Origin of the sequence: Streptomyces sp. NPDC015125, from assembly GCF_043080045.1 — a bacterium.
In the GTDB taxonomy this organism is placed as follows: Bacteria; Actinomycetota; Actinomycetes; order Streptomycetales; family Streptomycetaceae; genus Streptomyces.
Window position 1 is genome coordinate 509943 of the sequence record NZ_JBIBVF010000002.1, and the last position, 13611, is coordinate 523553.

At 68.5% G+C, this 13611-nt stretch carries 36 protein-coding genes; 32 read left to right on the forward strand and 4 right to left on the reverse strand.

The window, feature by feature from the left end; genetic code table 11:
- Positions 1-25: 25 nt before the first annotated feature.
- The 16 genes from ACF088_RS07470 to ACF088_RS07545 all read left to right on the forward strand — a co-directional run bounded on the left by ACF088_RS07470 (position 26) and on the right by ACF088_RS07545 (position 6175).
- Complete coding sequence (locus tag ACF088_RS07470; protein ID WP_392374445.1) at positions 26-217, forward strand: hypothetical protein; 192 nt, start codon at positions 26-28, stop codon at positions 215-217.
- Entirely contained in the window at positions 214-462 is a 249-nt protein-coding gene (locus ACF088_RS07475) for a hypothetical protein (RefSeq protein ID WP_392374446.1), read from the forward strand. Before ACF088_RS07470 ends, ACF088_RS07475 begins: the two co-directional genes overlap by 4 nt.
- On the forward strand, positions 459-665 hold the full coding sequence (locus ACF088_RS07480) for a hypothetical protein (protein WP_392374447.1): 207 nt from the start codon (positions 459-461) through the stop codon (positions 663-665). The genes ACF088_RS07475 and ACF088_RS07480 overlap by 4 nt, the downstream gene beginning before the upstream one ends.
- Positions 662-874: a hypothetical protein gene (locus tag ACF088_RS07485; protein ID WP_392374448.1), complete on the forward strand. Its 213-nt coding sequence runs from the start codon at positions 662-664 to the stop codon at positions 872-874. The genes ACF088_RS07480 and ACF088_RS07485 overlap by 4 nt, the downstream gene beginning before the upstream one ends.
- A 5-nt stretch (positions 875-879) precedes the next feature.
- Positions 880-1413, forward strand: coding sequence for a hypothetical protein (locus tag ACF088_RS07490; RefSeq protein WP_392374449.1), 534 nt, complete (start codon positions 880-882; stop codon positions 1411-1413).
- Positions 1410-1655 (forward strand): hypothetical protein, encoded by a 246-nt coding sequence (locus ACF088_RS07495; protein WP_392374450.1) that lies wholly within the window; start codon positions 1410-1412, stop codon positions 1653-1655. The genes ACF088_RS07490 and ACF088_RS07495 overlap by 4 nt, the downstream gene beginning before the upstream one ends.
- A 173-nt stretch (positions 1656-1828) precedes the next feature.
- Positions 1829-2017, forward strand: coding sequence for a hypothetical protein (locus ACF088_RS07500; RefSeq protein WP_392374451.1), 189 nt, complete (start codon positions 1829-1831; stop codon positions 2015-2017).
- The gene (locus ACF088_RS07505; RefSeq protein WP_392374452.1) at positions 2014-2175 is read left to right on the forward strand and encodes a hypothetical protein; all 162 of its coding nucleotides are present in this window, start codon (positions 2014-2016) and stop codon (positions 2173-2175) included. The genes ACF088_RS07500 and ACF088_RS07505 overlap by 4 nt, the downstream gene beginning before the upstream one ends.
- Positions 2172-2576, forward strand: coding sequence for a hypothetical protein (locus tag ACF088_RS07510; RefSeq protein ID WP_392374453.1), 405 nt, complete (start codon positions 2172-2174; stop codon positions 2574-2576). Before ACF088_RS07505 ends, ACF088_RS07510 begins: the two co-directional genes overlap by 4 nt.
- Positions 2576-2953 carry a DUF6221 family protein gene (locus ACF088_RS07515; RefSeq protein ID WP_392374454.1) on the forward strand — a complete coding sequence of 126 codons (378 nt, stop codon included), beginning with the start codon at positions 2576-2578 and terminating at the stop codon, positions 2951-2953. The genes ACF088_RS07510 and ACF088_RS07515 overlap by 1 nt, the downstream gene beginning before the upstream one ends.
- On the forward strand, positions 2953-3702 hold the full coding sequence (locus ACF088_RS07520; RefSeq protein WP_392374455.1) for a 3'-5' exonuclease: 750 nt from the start codon (positions 2953-2955) through the stop codon (positions 3700-3702). The genes ACF088_RS07515 and ACF088_RS07520 overlap by 1 nt, the downstream gene beginning before the upstream one ends.
- A gap of 92 nt (positions 3703-3794) precedes the next feature.
- Entirely contained in the window at positions 3795-4082 is a 288-nt protein-coding gene (locus tag ACF088_RS07525; RefSeq protein WP_392374456.1) for a hypothetical protein, read from the forward strand.
- A 99-nt stretch (positions 4083-4181) separates the two neighbouring features.
- Positions 4182-4424: a hypothetical protein gene (locus ACF088_RS07530; RefSeq protein WP_392374457.1), complete on the forward strand. Its 243-nt coding sequence runs from the start codon at positions 4182-4184 to the stop codon at positions 4422-4424.
- A gap of 549 nt (positions 4425-4973) precedes the next feature.
- Entirely contained in the window at positions 4974-5309 is a 336-nt protein-coding gene (locus ACF088_RS07535) for a hypothetical protein (protein WP_392374458.1), read from the forward strand.
- Positions 5310-5456: 147 nt separating this feature from the next.
- The gene (locus ACF088_RS07540; RefSeq protein ID WP_392374459.1) at positions 5457-5864 is read left to right on the forward strand and encodes a hypothetical protein; all 408 of its coding nucleotides are present in this window, start codon (positions 5457-5459) and stop codon (positions 5862-5864) included.
- Positions 5861-6175, forward strand: coding sequence for a hypothetical protein (locus ACF088_RS07545; RefSeq protein ID WP_392374460.1), 315 nt, complete (start codon positions 5861-5863; stop codon positions 6173-6175). Before ACF088_RS07540 ends, ACF088_RS07545 begins: the two co-directional genes overlap by 4 nt.
- 49 nt (positions 6176-6224) lie before the next feature.
- On the opposite strand, the gene ACF088_RS07550 is transcribed toward ACF088_RS07545, so the two are convergent.
- Complete coding sequence (locus tag ACF088_RS07550) at positions 6225-6569, reverse strand: hypothetical protein (protein WP_392374461.1); 345 nt, start codon at positions 6567-6569, stop codon at positions 6225-6227.
- 175 nt (positions 6570-6744) lie between these two features.
- Here ACF088_RS07550 and ACF088_RS07555 point away from each other — a divergent pair, with 175 nt between their 5' ends.
- A complete protein-coding gene (locus tag ACF088_RS07555) occupies positions 6745-7407 on the forward strand; it encodes a hypothetical protein (RefSeq protein WP_392374462.1) in 663 nt (220 codons plus the stop codon).
- A gap of 67 nt (positions 7408-7474) precedes the next feature.
- On the opposite strand, the gene ACF088_RS07560 is transcribed toward ACF088_RS07555, so the two are convergent.
- From ACF088_RS07560 to ACF088_RS07570, 3 genes are all read right to left on the reverse strand, one after another.
- A complete protein-coding gene (locus tag ACF088_RS07560) occupies positions 7475-7891 on the reverse strand; it encodes an NUDIX hydrolase (protein WP_392374463.1) in 417 nt (138 codons plus the stop codon).
- Positions 7884-8522: an NUDIX hydrolase gene (locus tag ACF088_RS07565; RefSeq protein ID WP_392374464.1), complete on the reverse strand. Its 639-nt coding sequence runs from the start codon at positions 8520-8522 to the stop codon at positions 7884-7886. The genes ACF088_RS07560 and ACF088_RS07565 overlap by 8 nt, the downstream gene beginning before the upstream one ends.
- Positions 8523-8626: 104 nt before the next feature.
- Entirely contained in the window at positions 8627-8875 is a 249-nt protein-coding gene (locus tag ACF088_RS07570) for a hypothetical protein (RefSeq protein ID WP_392374465.1), read from the reverse strand.
- A gap of 228 nt (positions 8876-9103) precedes the next feature.
- Between ACF088_RS07570 and ACF088_RS07575 the strand changes: the two genes are divergently transcribed.
- The 15 genes from ACF088_RS07575 (at position 9104) to ACF088_RS07645 (ending at position 13605) form a co-directional block, all read left to right on the forward strand.
- Positions 9104-9544: a DUF6907 domain-containing protein gene (locus tag ACF088_RS07575; protein ID WP_392374466.1), complete on the forward strand. Its 441-nt coding sequence runs from the start codon at positions 9104-9106 to the stop codon at positions 9542-9544.
- Positions 9541-9735, forward strand: coding sequence for a hypothetical protein (locus ACF088_RS07580; protein ID WP_392374467.1), 195 nt, complete (start codon positions 9541-9543; stop codon positions 9733-9735). The genes ACF088_RS07575 and ACF088_RS07580 overlap by 4 nt, the downstream gene beginning before the upstream one ends.
- A complete protein-coding gene (locus ACF088_RS07585; protein WP_392374468.1) occupies positions 9735-9932 on the forward strand; it encodes a hypothetical protein in 198 nt (65 codons plus the stop codon). The genes ACF088_RS07580 and ACF088_RS07585 overlap by 1 nt, the downstream gene beginning before the upstream one ends.
- Positions 9933-10067: 135 nt before the next feature.
- Positions 10068-10265, forward strand: coding sequence for a hypothetical protein (locus tag ACF088_RS07590; RefSeq protein ID WP_392374469.1), 198 nt, complete (start codon positions 10068-10070; stop codon positions 10263-10265).
- A gap of 15 nt (positions 10266-10280) precedes the next feature.
- Complete coding sequence (locus ACF088_RS07595) at positions 10281-10532, forward strand: hypothetical protein (RefSeq protein ID WP_392374470.1); 252 nt, start codon at positions 10281-10283, stop codon at positions 10530-10532.
- Between the two features lie 98 nt (positions 10533-10630).
- The gene (locus ACF088_RS07600) at positions 10631-11053 is read left to right on the forward strand and encodes a hypothetical protein (protein WP_392374471.1); all 423 of its coding nucleotides are present in this window, start codon (positions 10631-10633) and stop codon (positions 11051-11053) included.
- A gap of 172 nt (positions 11054-11225) precedes the next feature.
- Entirely contained in the window at positions 11226-11438 is a 213-nt protein-coding gene (locus ACF088_RS07605; protein ID WP_392374472.1) for a hypothetical protein, read from the forward strand.
- 97 nt (positions 11439-11535) lie between these two features.
- On the forward strand, positions 11536-11745 hold the full coding sequence (locus ACF088_RS07610) for a hypothetical protein (RefSeq protein ID WP_392374473.1): 210 nt from the start codon (positions 11536-11538) through the stop codon (positions 11743-11745).
- A 100-nt stretch (positions 11746-11845) separates the two neighbouring features.
- Positions 11846-12184, forward strand: a complete 339-nt coding sequence (locus ACF088_RS07615; RefSeq protein ID WP_392374474.1) for a hypothetical protein — start codon at positions 11846-11848, stop codon at positions 12182-12184.
- Positions 12184-12411: a hypothetical protein gene (locus tag ACF088_RS07620; protein ID WP_392374475.1), complete on the forward strand. Its 228-nt coding sequence runs from the start codon at positions 12184-12186 to the stop codon at positions 12409-12411. Before ACF088_RS07615 ends, ACF088_RS07620 begins: the two co-directional genes overlap by 1 nt.
- Positions 12412-12511: 100 nt before the next feature.
- Positions 12512-12700: a hypothetical protein gene (locus ACF088_RS07625; protein ID WP_392374476.1), complete on the forward strand. Its 189-nt coding sequence runs from the start codon at positions 12512-12514 to the stop codon at positions 12698-12700.
- A complete protein-coding gene (locus tag ACF088_RS07630; RefSeq protein ID WP_392374477.1) occupies positions 12700-12900 on the forward strand; it encodes a hypothetical protein in 201 nt (66 codons plus the stop codon). The genes ACF088_RS07625 and ACF088_RS07630 overlap by 1 nt, the downstream gene beginning before the upstream one ends.
- A 29-nt stretch (positions 12901-12929) precedes the next feature.
- Positions 12930-13091 (forward strand): hypothetical protein, encoded by a 162-nt coding sequence (locus tag ACF088_RS07635; RefSeq protein ID WP_392374478.1) that lies wholly within the window; start codon positions 12930-12932, stop codon positions 13089-13091.
- Positions 13092-13146: 55 nt separating this feature from the next.
- Complete coding sequence (locus ACF088_RS07640; RefSeq protein WP_392374479.1) at positions 13147-13308, forward strand: hypothetical protein; 162 nt, start codon at positions 13147-13149, stop codon at positions 13306-13308.
- A gap of 81 nt (positions 13309-13389) precedes the next feature.
- The gene (locus ACF088_RS07645; protein ID WP_392374480.1) at positions 13390-13605 is read left to right on the forward strand and encodes a hypothetical protein; all 216 of its coding nucleotides are present in this window, start codon (positions 13390-13392) and stop codon (positions 13603-13605) included.
- Positions 13606-13611 lie beyond the last annotated feature (6 nt).

The following is a 13611-nucleotide window of genomic DNA, read 5'->3' on the forward strand; positions in this document are numbered from 1 at the left end:
GCCACCCAACCCGAGGAGCCACATCGTGAGCGACTTCCCGCACCGCATCCGTCTCCACGGCGGCAGGAACACACACGCTGCCCGCCCGGTCAACGGCGGGCCCGACCTGGTGACGGCCTGCGACTACATGGCCGTCTCGAAGGACCAGCGGCTCGACGACAGCGCGCCCGTCAACTGCCGCGCCTGCGGCCAGCGGATCAAGAAGGAGCAGCAGTGAGCGCCGAGTTGAAGCAGGCAGAGAAGGCGGTGGCCGAAGCGCGCCGCGCCATCCACGAGACCCTCATCCGTCTTCCGGGTTGGGCTGCCGACGCTGCGCGCGAGGAGCTTGACCTGTTCGAGCGGGCAGTCCGCCAGCATGACGCCGAGGTGGTGCGCAGCGAGGGCCACGACTGGTCCGGTGAACCAGCCCGAGCCCTGCTCACCATGGCCGACCGGCTCAAACCCGACGAGGAGCAGGCATGAGCAGCAGCAACACTGCCGACGAGTACGCCGGGCACCACCGGCACTGCTACATCCGTGAGGGCCAGCACTGCTCGTGCGGGCGGTGGATCGCCGGGGTCTACCCGGACCGGCCGCCCTGCACCTGCCTCGGCCTTCCCATGGGCAAGGGGCAGGAATGCCACGCCCACCAGATGCCTGCAGCGCCATCGAAGGGGAAGCCGTGAACACTCGCCGCTCGTCTAAGCCGTGGCGCCTCGTCATCGCCGGCAACGACTACCCGCAGCGGTCCGAGGCCGCGACGCAGGACGCGGTCGCCGAACACAAGGCGACCACCCAGGCCAACCGAATCATCGTCGAGAAGTGGAATGCCGGCTGCTGGGACGAGTGGCTGCGCTGGACCCGCGACAGCAACGGCACCTGGAAGGCGGAGTAACAGTCATGACCATCAAGACCGCTTGGCCGTTCGGTACGGACGCCGACCGCGACGACCCGCTCACCAAGCTGCGCATCCCCGTGGTGAACAGCTTCAACCCCAGCTGGCACTACGTCGCCGCGTTCCTCCACGCCGACCCGAACTGTGCATTCGACCCGCCCTGGCCGTTCGCCAGCGCCGAACGCCCCACCGACCCCGAGGCGCAAATGCTCGTCTCGTTCCTCCAGGAGCACCGGCACTACTGGTTCGGCAACGAGGGCTACACCCGCAAGATGGACCAGCGCCCCCTCGACGTGGACTCCGGCTGGAACACGATCGTGTTCATCAAGTACGGCACCGACGACTGGGGCTACCGCCGCTGCTCCTGGACCTACGGGCCGACGTTCGTGCCCACCCCGCCTAACTCGCAGCCGAGGGACAGCGGCCCGCTGACGCTGGAGCAGGTCATGGACCGCGTGCACACCATCTCCGGCGACCCGAAGCAGCACTGGCTCGACTGGAAGGCCAGCCACCCCGAGATCTTCGGGGGTGACCAGTGACCACCCACGCCCTCGTTGCCGCCATCGGCCCGACGCTCACCGGCTGGCTCGACACCGACGAGCACCGCGACCAGGCCCACGCACTCCACCAGCTCATCGCCGACCGCGAAGGCTCCTACGTGGCCGCCGCATGGCTCATCGGCATGAACCCCCACCTGAACGACGACGCTCCCCTCCAGGCCATCCGCAATGGCCACAGCGCAGACGCCCGCGCCGCCGCACACGCATACCTCAACAGCTAGGAGCACCCCATGACCGCCAGCCCCGCCCGTCCCACGTCTCGTGATGCTTGGGGCCTGACGTGCACTTGCGAGACAGGTAACCGGCTCGCCACCTGGCACAACAGTCGATGCGACCTTTACCAGAAGCTCCCGTTGAAGACCCGGAAGCGGTCCGACGCCGAACAGGAGCAGCAGTGACCAGTACCCACCCCGAGCAGGCCACCGACGAGCAGGTCGAGCAGCTCGCCCGCGGCCTGGCCGGCGCAGCTCACATCAACCCCCAGCGCGCTGCGCCGCCATGGGATCAGCTCACCCCCGAACAGCAGGACCAGCACCGGGCAGAAGCGCAACGCGGCAGCGACACCACCGAGGAGGAGCAGTGACCGAACAGTCCACCGCCGACCGTCTCGTGACCGCCGAGGCATGTCCCTGCCGATTCGCCCCCGTCTCCGCCTGGTGCATCGCGTGTGCGCACGACGGTATGCACCGCCCCGGGGAATGCACCGGAATCGACAGCAAGCAGACCGAGGGGGCGCGGTGACCGACGAACTGCGGCAGCGCATCGCCGACGCCATCCGCCCCACCATGCTCATGGGCCTCCAGGACGCCGAACTGTTCGACGCCCCGGGTGCTGAGCGGATCGGCGAGTGGGTCGACTGGATCAGCAACAAGGTGACGGAGGTCTTGCAGTCCGACCTTGACCAACTTCGGGGGCGCATCCACTCCCTACACAAGTACGTGCCCGACGCCGACTACTGCGACCTGTGCTCCAACCACGGCGACATCACCTGGCCGTGCGCCACCGTCCGCGCCCTCGACGGGCCGCCCGAGCCAGCCCCAGCCGTGCACGTCGGCGGCAACGCCGAGGACTGTCCCGCATGCGACGGCACCAACCCGCCCTACCTATTCATCTGCCCCGGCCCGGACAGCGAGGAGGCGTGATGGATGAGTTGATCCAATGGTTCGGCGAGCAGCTCGACGAGGACGAGCGGATCGCGCGGGCGGCACACGCGCCCAACTGGTCGACCGACGGCCGGCGCGGCGTCTACTACGGCGTCGAGGACAGTTGGATGACCGATGCCCTGACGACAGCAGACGCCGACCACATCGCCGCCCACGATCCGGCGCGGGCGCTGCGCGAGATCGACGCCAAGCGGCAGGTGCTGCGCGCCTTGGAGAGCGCCGAAGTCGCGCTGCGCAACACCGAGCCCGGAAAGGAGCTGCACGCACTGATGACGGGATCCGTGAACTCCTTGCGCGCGGCAGTACGGATGCTCGCCGCCGCCTACTCGGACCGGCCCGGATACACGGAGGTGTGATGTCCTGGCATCTCGGCCGGCTGGTCGGCTTCGACCTTGAGACGACCAGCCCCGACCCGCTGACCGCCCGCATCGTCACCGCCTGCGTGGTGCGATGCGGCGGCGACCAGCCGGTGGAGAGCCGCAGCTGGTTGACGGACGTGGACGGGGAGGAGATCCCCGACGGGGCGGCCGCCATTCATGGCGTCACGACCGAGCGGGCCAGGGCGGAGGGCGTCGAACTGCGGGCGGCCGTTGACGAGATCCTCGACGCCCTCGCCGACGCCGCCATGGAAGGCGTCCCGATCGTGGCGATGAACGCCCGCTACGACCTCACCCTGCTGGACCGGGAGGCCGAGCGGTACGGGATGACGGCGCTGGTCGAACGGCGCGGCCAGCTCCGCGTCATCGACCCTTACGTGATCGACAAGCAGGTCGACCGGTATCGCAAGGGCAAGCGGACCCTCACCCACCTATGCGCGCACTACGCCGTGCCGCTCGGTGACGCGCACTCCGCGGACGCCGACGCCATCGCCGCCTGCCGCGTCGCCTGGCGGCAGGGCAGCAGCTACCCGCAGCTCGCCGGCATGAGCCTCGACGAGCTGCACCAGGCACAGATCGGATGGGCCGCAGAGCAGGCAGCCTCCCTGCAGGTGCACTTCCGGGAGACGAACCCCGGCGCGGTCGTCGAAGGCGCCTGGCCGATCATCCCGCGGCAGGCGGGGCCGGGAGAGACCACTGGCCGGGAGATCACTCCTCGCAGTGGTTGATGCCAAAGGCATATTCGTTCGGGTTGCGTACTGGTCAGTGCGCTAGGGTGCGACACGAATCACGAATGGCATTTCCATAACGGGAGGGCACCATGGACGCCGCGCCGTGGACCATCGAGGCCATCTGCGAAGCGCTTGGCAACCCCACGCTCTCCAAGAAGTTCCTCGGAGAGATCAACAAGGCGCCGGTCGACCAGCTCGTCCCCGTCTTCGAGCGGTGGGAGGGCATCGCCACCCGCATCCTCGCGGCCGAGCAGCGCGGCCGTGAATTCGCCGCCGCCGACGCCCGCGGCGAAGAACTCCCCGGCGAGTGGGTGGACTGCACCGAGTGGATCCAGCAGGAGGCCGCGAAGATCCGGGCCGACCGAGGTGCCGCCTAACCCCCAGAAGCTGGTCACGCACCGTCGCCGATCCGATACTCTGCTGAACGCCGACCTCACCCGGCCCGTGTTCAGGCAGACCTATTGGAGGTCAGCGCGTTGTTCCGGCTCATCTACGACCCCGGCGTGGACTCTCTCCACGACCAGCTCCCGCCGGCCGTCAGCCGCACCCTCACCGTCGCCCTCGAAGCCGCCTGCCACGACCCCATCGGCCACACCGCACCCCGCGGCCAAGCCGACGAATGGAACCGGCAAATCCAAATCGACGGCGCACATGCCATGATCTTCGTCAGCTACGGGCAGAAAACCCTCGCCGTCCTCGACATCTTCGACCTCAGCTGACTACGCACACCGCGGCCCCCACCCAACTTGGGTGGGGGCCGCTCGGCGTCCAGCGACCTACCCGCGGTGCCTGACCACCAGTGCACCGGCCGCCATCAGTCCACCCAGAACCGTCAGCCCCGTCGCCAACGTCCCGCGGGACCCGAACCGTGCATCGCAGAGCACAGCAGGATCCGCCTGCTGCTCCCGCGGCAAGCCTGCCATCGCGTTCGTCAACGCGTCGACTCGCTGGCCACTCTCCACCTGGCTGGTGTCAGGGGACCATGGCGAACCGCAGTCGCCGACAGGGGAGAAGCCGAGTAGCACGCCGAGCGCCACCGCGGCTACGCCCAACACCCCCACCCATATCAGCGCCGCAGGAGCTTGAGGCCGCGGGGCATTGGGGCGGTCGGAGGGTCGAGGAGGTACCCGGTCGGGCTCGGAGATGTCGGTCATGGTCGGAGCATCCCAGCGGCCGGGAATAAGAGCTGGCCACGTGACCGATCTGTGACTCACGGTGTCTCGGCGCCGCTCCGCACTCTTGTTCGGCCCGGCGAGTACTATCCCGCCGTGAGCACCGATTTCCCCGACGATCTCGTCCAGCTGCAGCGCCAGGTCCACCAGGCCTACGCCGACCTCAAGACGTTCCTCGACCAGCATCCCGACCCGCCCGAGCCCATCGACGGCTGGCACGACAAGCCCGGCGAAGGCTACTGGCGGGAACGCCGGCGCGAGGCCTCCGCCGGCTGGAGCAGCGAAGACAAGGCCCGTGTGATCGAACTGCGGCAGCGGCTCCACGACCTCATCCCGCAGCTTCACACCCACCCACACTGGGGCACGCTCAGCGGGCCCGACCTCGTCGAGGCGCGTATGAAGCTCAAGCACATCGACGACCCCGCGGACTGACTGGAGCTGACGGCAAAGGAGCCCCGCCCGAAAGGGGCGGGGCTCCTCGCATTCCGCGCACTCAACCGTCACTCAGTGAGACCAACCTGCAGGCGCGACTCGCGAGCCGCGTTGGCAGCGACGCGCCCAGGCCGCTACCTCTGCGCTATGCGCCTATCCGTCAAGGAAGCCACCGGCTTCGCCCTCCGCGACCACTACGGTCACCACACAGCGCACCCCGAGGCCATCGGCCCGGCACTGCGACTCCTTGGGTGCCTTGAGTCCCTCCTCGAGCGTCAGCAAGTCGGCTGGTTCCTCCAAGGGGCCCTGGCGGCATACGGAAAGTCGACCTCGCCCAACCGCCCCCGAACCTTCAACTTCAGCAGCTACTTCGGGCGTGCACTGGAAGAACACTTCCCTGACGGCAGCGACATCAACGTCGACGCAGCCTGGCAACTCATGCTCACCGTTCACAACCTCCTCGACCGGCGAGACTCCCACTTCGAGACCTTCATCCGCTGCGCCATCGAAGGCTGGGAAGACGTCGCCGAGCCAGGAAAGGCACTCGTCTCGTGACCGCGTCGACCACCCGCTTCGATGTACCAGAACCGCACCCCAAGTGTGAAGTCAAGCTGCCCGGCAACGGCGGAATCGTCCACGGCCACATTAAGATCGTCGAACAGCGCTCTAAGGGAAACGTCTGGATTCTCGTAGCCCTCCCGTGCTGGGCCAGATGGTCCACACAGATCGAAGCAGGCAAGCCGGCCCGTGAAGGCATCGCTCCAGGGGTCGAGGACACCTGGGTACCAGCCTTCGCTGTAGATACCGAAGACGACGTGTACGCCGAGCTGAAGCAGCGCTACCGCAGCCTGAAGAGCGTGAGCTGACAAGCAAAGGCCCCGCCCATGCCGGGCGGGGCCTCTTGCGCACACCGGATCAGACCGTCACCGCGTCCTTCCGCAGGAACGTCGCCGGACACGCCCGGCAGTACATCGACCGCGCCCAACGCTCCCGCGCCTCCTCTGCCGCCGACGCCAGCCGGGAGAACCAGAAACCCACAGCGCCGCCACCGGCCAGCAGCAGAAGGCCAGCCGCTACCTGGCCCGTCGCCAGCAGCACGACGCCCAACACGGCCGCGCCGACCGGCAGTAGCCACTGCGCGACGTACTCGGCCGGCTGCGCGTACTTCCCCCGCAACTCCGACTCGCGCGGCAACGACTTCCAGAACTCCGGCAGGTCCAGCACCCCGTCGTGCTTACACCGCGGACACGCCAATGCCATCCCAGCCCCCTCGTCAGAAGGACGACAGCCTGCCAGCGGAACCGCGGATTCGGCAGGGGCGTGAAGGGGTGAACGGCGGTGTGGGCGAACGGATGAGGCCCCACCCGAGCTCAGGAGCAGACCAGTGAGCCGAAAGATGCCCAGGGGGCGGGTGCCGCACGGCATAGTGCGGGAGGTGACCGCGAAACCGGACCGCCTGGACCTGCCCGCCCGCCGACGCCGCAACGCGCGACTGATCGCCGCCCTGACCGAGCTGATCGGCGCCTGCGCCGAAGCGGCAGGCGCCGTGTACCAGCCGATCGCCGCCGCCCCACCCAGCCAGGAGGCCGTGGAGGTAACCGTCCTCCCATGTATCCAGGTCAGCCTCGCTGCCGCCACCCTGCTCGACCTGGCCCGCGCCGAGGACGATACCCGGTGGCCGGCCGCCGTGGCGTGGGAGCGAGGGGAAGCCCGGCGGACGTATGCCGCGCGGTGCGCCGTGGCAGAGGGCCAGGAGCTCGTGGAGCCGGCCAGCCCCCCAGGTGAGTACGGTGTTCCGCTGCCGACGGTGGAGCAGTCCGCCGCGATGGACCTGGTGAGCGCCAGCGACGAGGTCGCCGCACGGTGGCTGAACGATCCGGAGGAAGCGGCCGCCCAGGTGCGCGAGCTGGTGGCCCGCGGCGAGTTCACCGCGGACGAAGTCCTCGACGAGGCAGTCGACTCCGCGGTGCTGACCGGCCTGCTGGCACTGCAGGAGGCGCGCACCGCGCCCGATCCGGGCAGGGCGGCGGAGCTCTGCCTGAGCGCCGTCCCCCACATTGCGCTCGCGGTCAACCTGGCCAGCAGCGACCCGGACTAGGCAGGTGATCCAGAAAGCCCCTGCCCGTTCCTTCCCGGGGCGGGAGCTTCTTCGCGTCCTTCAGCGGCTACTCGGCTGGCGCCAACTCGGCGTCTAGGTACTCCTGCACCATCGGCGCCAGCGGGTACGGCACATAGTCCGTGATCTCCCCGTGTGCGACCCACGCCACCTCGGCCAGCTCCTCCTCGTCGGCGACATACGCCTCGCCGGAGACCGGGGCGCAGGCGACGTAGTGCATCAGCCGGCCGGTGTTCGGGTGCACGCGGTCGCCCAGAGTCTTCACCGCCTCGACGGTCAGGCCGGTCTCCTCCTCGGTCTCGCGCACGGCCGCCTGCTCCGGCGACTCGCCGGCCTCGATGCCGCCCGCAGGGAACTGCCAGGACAGCTTCCCCTCCTTCACTCGGCGCCGCACCATCAGCACACGGTCGCCCTGCACGATGATTCCGGCGCTGATGCCCGGCTGATCGGCGGTCTGGTCACTCACGGGTCCCCTCCAAGGCCGCCATCACGGGCGGATAGATCGAATCGAGCGGGATGAACTTCGTCAGGCTCTTGATCGGAGCCCACACCACGTCTGTGTTCTCCAGTGGATCCACGTTCCGCGCCTCGCCGGCCAGGTAGTCCGCGAGGAAGTAGTTGGCGACCACGCCCGTAACGGGATGAAGCCGACTTCCTAGATGCTGCCGTACCGAGCAGTGAACTCCCGTCTCTGCGTGAGTCTCTTGCACTGCAACCGCATCGGGAATGTGGCCCGGCTTCACGACACCGGCCGGGAACTGCCACGTGATTCCGGCGCCACCTCGCCGGCAGACGAGGAGAATCTCGTCGCCGCGGACCGCGACCGCGATGGCTACTTGGAGTGCCTGGGCGTCTGTCGTTACGGCCCGGTGCATCAGCGATTGGAAGCGCCGCTGCACTGCCTCATTGGCCTGCTCGTGCAGCGTGTCCAGGGCCTCTTGCATCTCGGGGCGAGGGACAGTTCCCGGGGTGCTGTGCCACGAGGCGACGGTACGCACAGCAACCCCAAGGCGTCGCGCGAATTGTTCATTCGTCGCGCGCATCGCGGCCTGGAGAGCACAGGCATGCCTGCCGCTCCACTCGTCGATGACGTTCACGGCGGCTCGCCCCCGTCAGGTGTGAATCAACTGCACTGGTGCCGCACTTGCGGCTCATGGTCGACCGAGACCATCCGGCGTTGACTCGAAGCATGGATTCCGAATCAGACGCCCCGCGAAATCTGTTCGGCTCGCTGCGGGCTGACCCCGCCCATGGCTTCACCGATCTCGCGCCACGTCTTGCCCTGCTCGCGCTTCAGCTCGATTGCGATCTCTCTTCGGAGGTCGCGAAGCTCTGCATCGAAGGAGACCTCGGCGCGCTTCGAATCCTCGTAGCGCTGAATCGGATCGTCGATAGCGCGGAGGGTGGAGCCTGCGTATGTCGCGATCGCTTCGGCTGGGGTCTCGGTCATATCCAGACTTTAGAGCCCGCCACACCCGGTTTCAAGCTGCCGCTTGACATGACTTGCGGGAGGGGTCTAGCTTCTTCATCAAGCGCTTCAAGTGCGAACTTGAAGAAGCGGCTCACTCCTACCGGACCTAGTCCGCGAGCTGCGCGCACAACTGAAAACGGGCCGGACACTGCGACTCCTACATCGCAGGCCGGCCCTCACCAACAGGCACCTGCTAGGGAGATCCTGATGGCTACATCCCAGCTTACTGGGCAGCGCAACGACGTCGACCACCAGGTCGACGCCAGCACCACCCCGGGTACCCAGACCGACGGCACCGTCGCTGTCCTGGTCCGCGGCCAGCAGGTCACCGTCGACTGCCCGCCGTGGTGCACCCACCCGCACTCCGAGGCGTACCGGTCGCTGGAGGATGTGTCGCATCACGGCGACGCGATCTCCCTGACCGCACCGAGCCACCAGGGCGTCGAGCAGGTGCTGACCGCCCGCATCTCCTCCTGGCCGTTCGCCGGGGACCCGGCTACCACGAAGCCGTTCATCGCGTTCGATGCGGTGGGCGATGAGGTGGCGCAGCTCAGCCCCGAGGCCGCGACGGCGGTCGCCGACCAGTTCGAAGCGCACGTTGCCACCTTCCGTGCCCTGATCGCGATCATCTCCGGGGGTGCGCGATGAGCACCGCCGCCCCCGCCATGTCGGCGGCCGATGTCGCCGCTCACGCAGCCAGCTCCTACGTCCGCCCTCGCCCGTCGGCCCGTCTGGCCGAGTCGCTGGGTGACGCGGATGCGGCCCGCCGCTCGTCGGGTGTGACCGCCCTGCGCGGCAAGACCTCTGTCGCCACCGCGATCAAGCTGGCGGTGGCCTGATGGCCACGAAGCACTCACACAAGCCGAACTTCGGCCGGCACGTGGACGACTGCCTGCGCTGCCAGGAGCTGAAGGACGGCGCCGGGCCGGTCCGCTGGTCGACGGCCCACCGGGGCGAACTCTCGACTGTCGAGATCAAGGCTCACGACTGCCGGCGGTCCGACTGTGGCCCGGTCTGCACCTTCGGGGACTGGTAGCCGTGCCGGCCGAGCCTGAGCCCCGCCACGACCGGGCCGATACCCCGCCCGCCCTGCCGCCGCTTCCGCAGCGGACTCCCGGCGTTCGCGGGCGTGGCTTTCCACCCCCTCTCACCTGTAGCTGAAAGGCATGCCATGGCTCGCTGGACTGTGACCCGTGAAGGCGGTGAAGGCCCCGGCGTCGGCGGCCAGTACACGTACAGCGTCCGCGCCGAAACGGCGGACGAGGCGGTCGAGAAGGCCGCGGTGAAAGCGAACCGCCTGCATCACCGCATCAACCGCGGCGGCACCACTCTCACTCTGAAGCCCACCGCCATCCACCGCATCAACTAGCCCGAGGAAACCGCCATGCCGCTTCCCGCCTGGATGAAGAGCCAGATCGATGACCGGTCCCGCGCCGCTGCCAACCTTGACGCCGCTGCCAACCAGATGAACGTGTGTCGCCGTATTGCCGCCGACCTGAATGCCCGCGGCCGGGACCACACCGCGGACCCGTTCTGGCAGGCGGCGGTAGCTGAATCGCACCGGCTGGAAGCCGACGCCGCCGCCGAGGGCTTCGACGTCCACGCCATCGGCGAAGAAGCCGCTCGCCGACGCTAGACCCAAGTCTGCCGCGCTCGGGGTGTCCACCCCCAGCCCCCGAGCGCGGCCACCACTCCACCCCATTCGTGCACCACTCGCCGAAAGGCCATGCCGCCATGCCCGTAGCCCTTCTGCGATCCCTCTTCCGCCGCACTGACAAGGAGATCGAGTTGACCGCCACCGAGGCCACGACCAATACCCCTGCCACCGCCCACACCTTCCGAGAGGACCACCCCATGTCGAAGCCGATCTTCACCCTCATCAAGACCCCGTCCGACGACGTCCTGTCCGCCGCCCGCATCGAGGCCGAGACCGCCGAGGCCTACCGGCAGCGAGTCGAGACCGTCACCGACGAGGCGCACGTCGACCTCGTCACCCGCTTCTCCGCCGCCTGGTCGAAGGGCGACGAGGACGCCATGTCCGGACTGATCGTCGAGGCCATCGACCGGGACCGCGCCTACCCGTCCCGCCCCCGCGTCATGGACGACCTGCGCACCATCCGCAGCCACGGCCAGTCCGCCTACCTCGCCGCCGCCTGATGTGGCTCCATCTGGCCGGGCTCGTCGTCACCGCCCTCGCCTTCGCGGCCGTCACCGTCGCCCGCCGGCAACTGCTGGCCAAGTCGCAGCCAGCCTCCAGCCCCTGCTGCGGTTGCTCGCCTTGTCACCTGACCGGCACCCGATCCGCATCACCGATCACCGAGGAGACCTCATGTCCATGTGGGACAACCTGACCGACGACCGCAGCAAGGCCCTGCACTGGGCGGCTGTCGCCTACGGGCTGAAGCAGGCGAACGAGCGCAATGGTGACCAGCTCACTGACGAGCACCGCGCCAACTACGAGAAGTACCAGAACTTGGCTCGCGACTACGGATGCACCGACGCCGAGATCCGCGACTACGCCGCCAAGCTCGTCGCCGCCTGACCGCCGCTCACAGCCCCGGCACCCAGCCGTGAGGGCGCGGGACCGAATCCCGCCCGGGGCGCGCAGTACCCAATCCATCAACCCGGAAGGAGCCCACATGGGCCTGTTCAGCCGCAACAGCAGCGTGGAGCGACAGATGCGCGACGAGGCAAAGGCCGCCGACATGTGTAAGGAGAACGCCCAGAAGGTCGCCGCCACAGGCCAGCCCATCTACGGCATCAGCGAAGACGGCTGGAACGCCCGCGCCGAGAACTTTCAGGCGGAGGCGAACTACCTGAAGGACCAGCTCGCCCGTAAGCGCCGCTGACCGGCTGCCTGTGGCCCCGGACCCCATGCCGGGACCGCGGGGAGCCGGCCACCCGGACCCGCCACCACCCACCCCGCATCACCGAGTTGAGGAGACAGTCATGACCGTTTGGGAGCGCAGCAAGCGCGGCGCGAAGAAGTTTGCCCGCGAGGTAGTGCTCGGCGAGACCTACTACTACATCGAGACCACGGTCAATCCGTGGGGCGACGAGGAGGTATGGAGCAGCATCGTCTTCGACCACCGGCAGGTTTTCACCGGTGGAGCGATGAGCGGATCCATGTCCGCACAGGGCCTGTGCCTCAACTACGGGCCGGTCTACTCCGAGAAGCCGGAACGGCACATCCGTCCGAAGTTCGAGTGCGACGACGACGCCGTGTACGCCACCCCGGCGGACATCATCAAGGTCCGCAACAGCCGCCGCGCCAAGGCCCGCCGCTGATGGCCGCCATCGCCGTGGGTGCCGGGATCGTGCCGCAGAAGACCACCTGCTGCCTCGGAACCTCCCTGGAGCGCCGCAGTGCTGGCCCGGTCTGGGACGACGACCTGTGGGAGTGCCCGCTTTGCGGCTGCCAGCTGCAGACCAGCCTCACGGACTCCGTGCCCCGCGGCCAGCGGATCGTCACCAGCATCTCGACCGCCAACTGCAGCCGAACCCACGCGGACTGACCGCTGCCTGTGGCCCCGGAGCAACGCCAGACCGCACCGCCTGGCGCCGGGCCCGCAGGGAGCCGGGACAGACCCGAGCCCACACAGGAGGTTGAACATCATGGCGAAGTGGACCTGGAACGCAACCGTCGTCGAAACGAAGCTCGGGGAGCGCCGCGTCGGATCAGGATCCGGACAGGTCGAGGCATCCACGCGAGAGGAGGCGCGCGTCAAGGCCCGCCGCGAAATCGAGGCCAAGGGTAGCGGCCGCACCGCCCACGAACTGAGTGTTTTCGAGACGGGCCGCTGATGTTCTGCAAGGGCGACCGGGTCACCGTCACCAACCCGAACCCTGGCAACGCCCGCTACCGCGGCAAGACCGGAACCGTCGTCGACGACGGCTCCAAGTCCGGCGGCCTGCTCGGCGTGAAGGGCATCGACGGCCGGCTCGCCGAGGCAGTCAAGGGAATCCCCGGCTTCTACGCAGAAGAACTCAGCGCCGCTAACTGACCAGCTGCCCCAACTGGAAGGAGCCCGACATGGGCTGGAAGAAGACCGCCGAGCAGAAGCAGGCCATCGCCGACCACAAGGACGCCAAGCGCGACCTGGCCCGCCACACGGACGCCGACAGCCCCGAGTACTTGGTCGACCACGACCGCGTCGTCGCCGCCGAGAAGTCGGTGCCCTGGTACCGCCGCTGACCGCTCGCCGGTAGCCCTCGCCGCCTGCCCCGCACTCAACACGAGAGGAACCCTTATGCCCCTGTTCCGGAAGAAGCACGAGACCACGGTCTACGACGCAGGCTTCGGCAACTGGAACTTCACCTGCTCCTGCGGTACTGGCGGGCGCGCCGTCCCGTCCCGCCAGGAGATGGAGACCAAAGCCCGCCTGCACCGGGAAGCAGCTGGAAGCCGCTGATCGGTAGCCCTCGGCCCGCGTCTCGCACGCGGGCCCTGGAGATCCGACGCAGCACCCACCCTCACCCCGAAGGACACCGCCATGCAGTTCGGACTGTTGCTCGGCCTGACCCGCCTCCGCGTCGCCCTCGTGATCGCCGGCTTGGCCTGGTTCACGGGCCTCGACGCCCCGATCGGTATTCGCATCGCGATCGGCGTGCTCATCGTCGCCGGAGTTGCTGGCGACGGCGCCATCGAAGACCAGCGCACCAAGATCCCCGCACCCCGCCCGGCCCGCGACTACGACACCGCCGCCTAGGAGCCA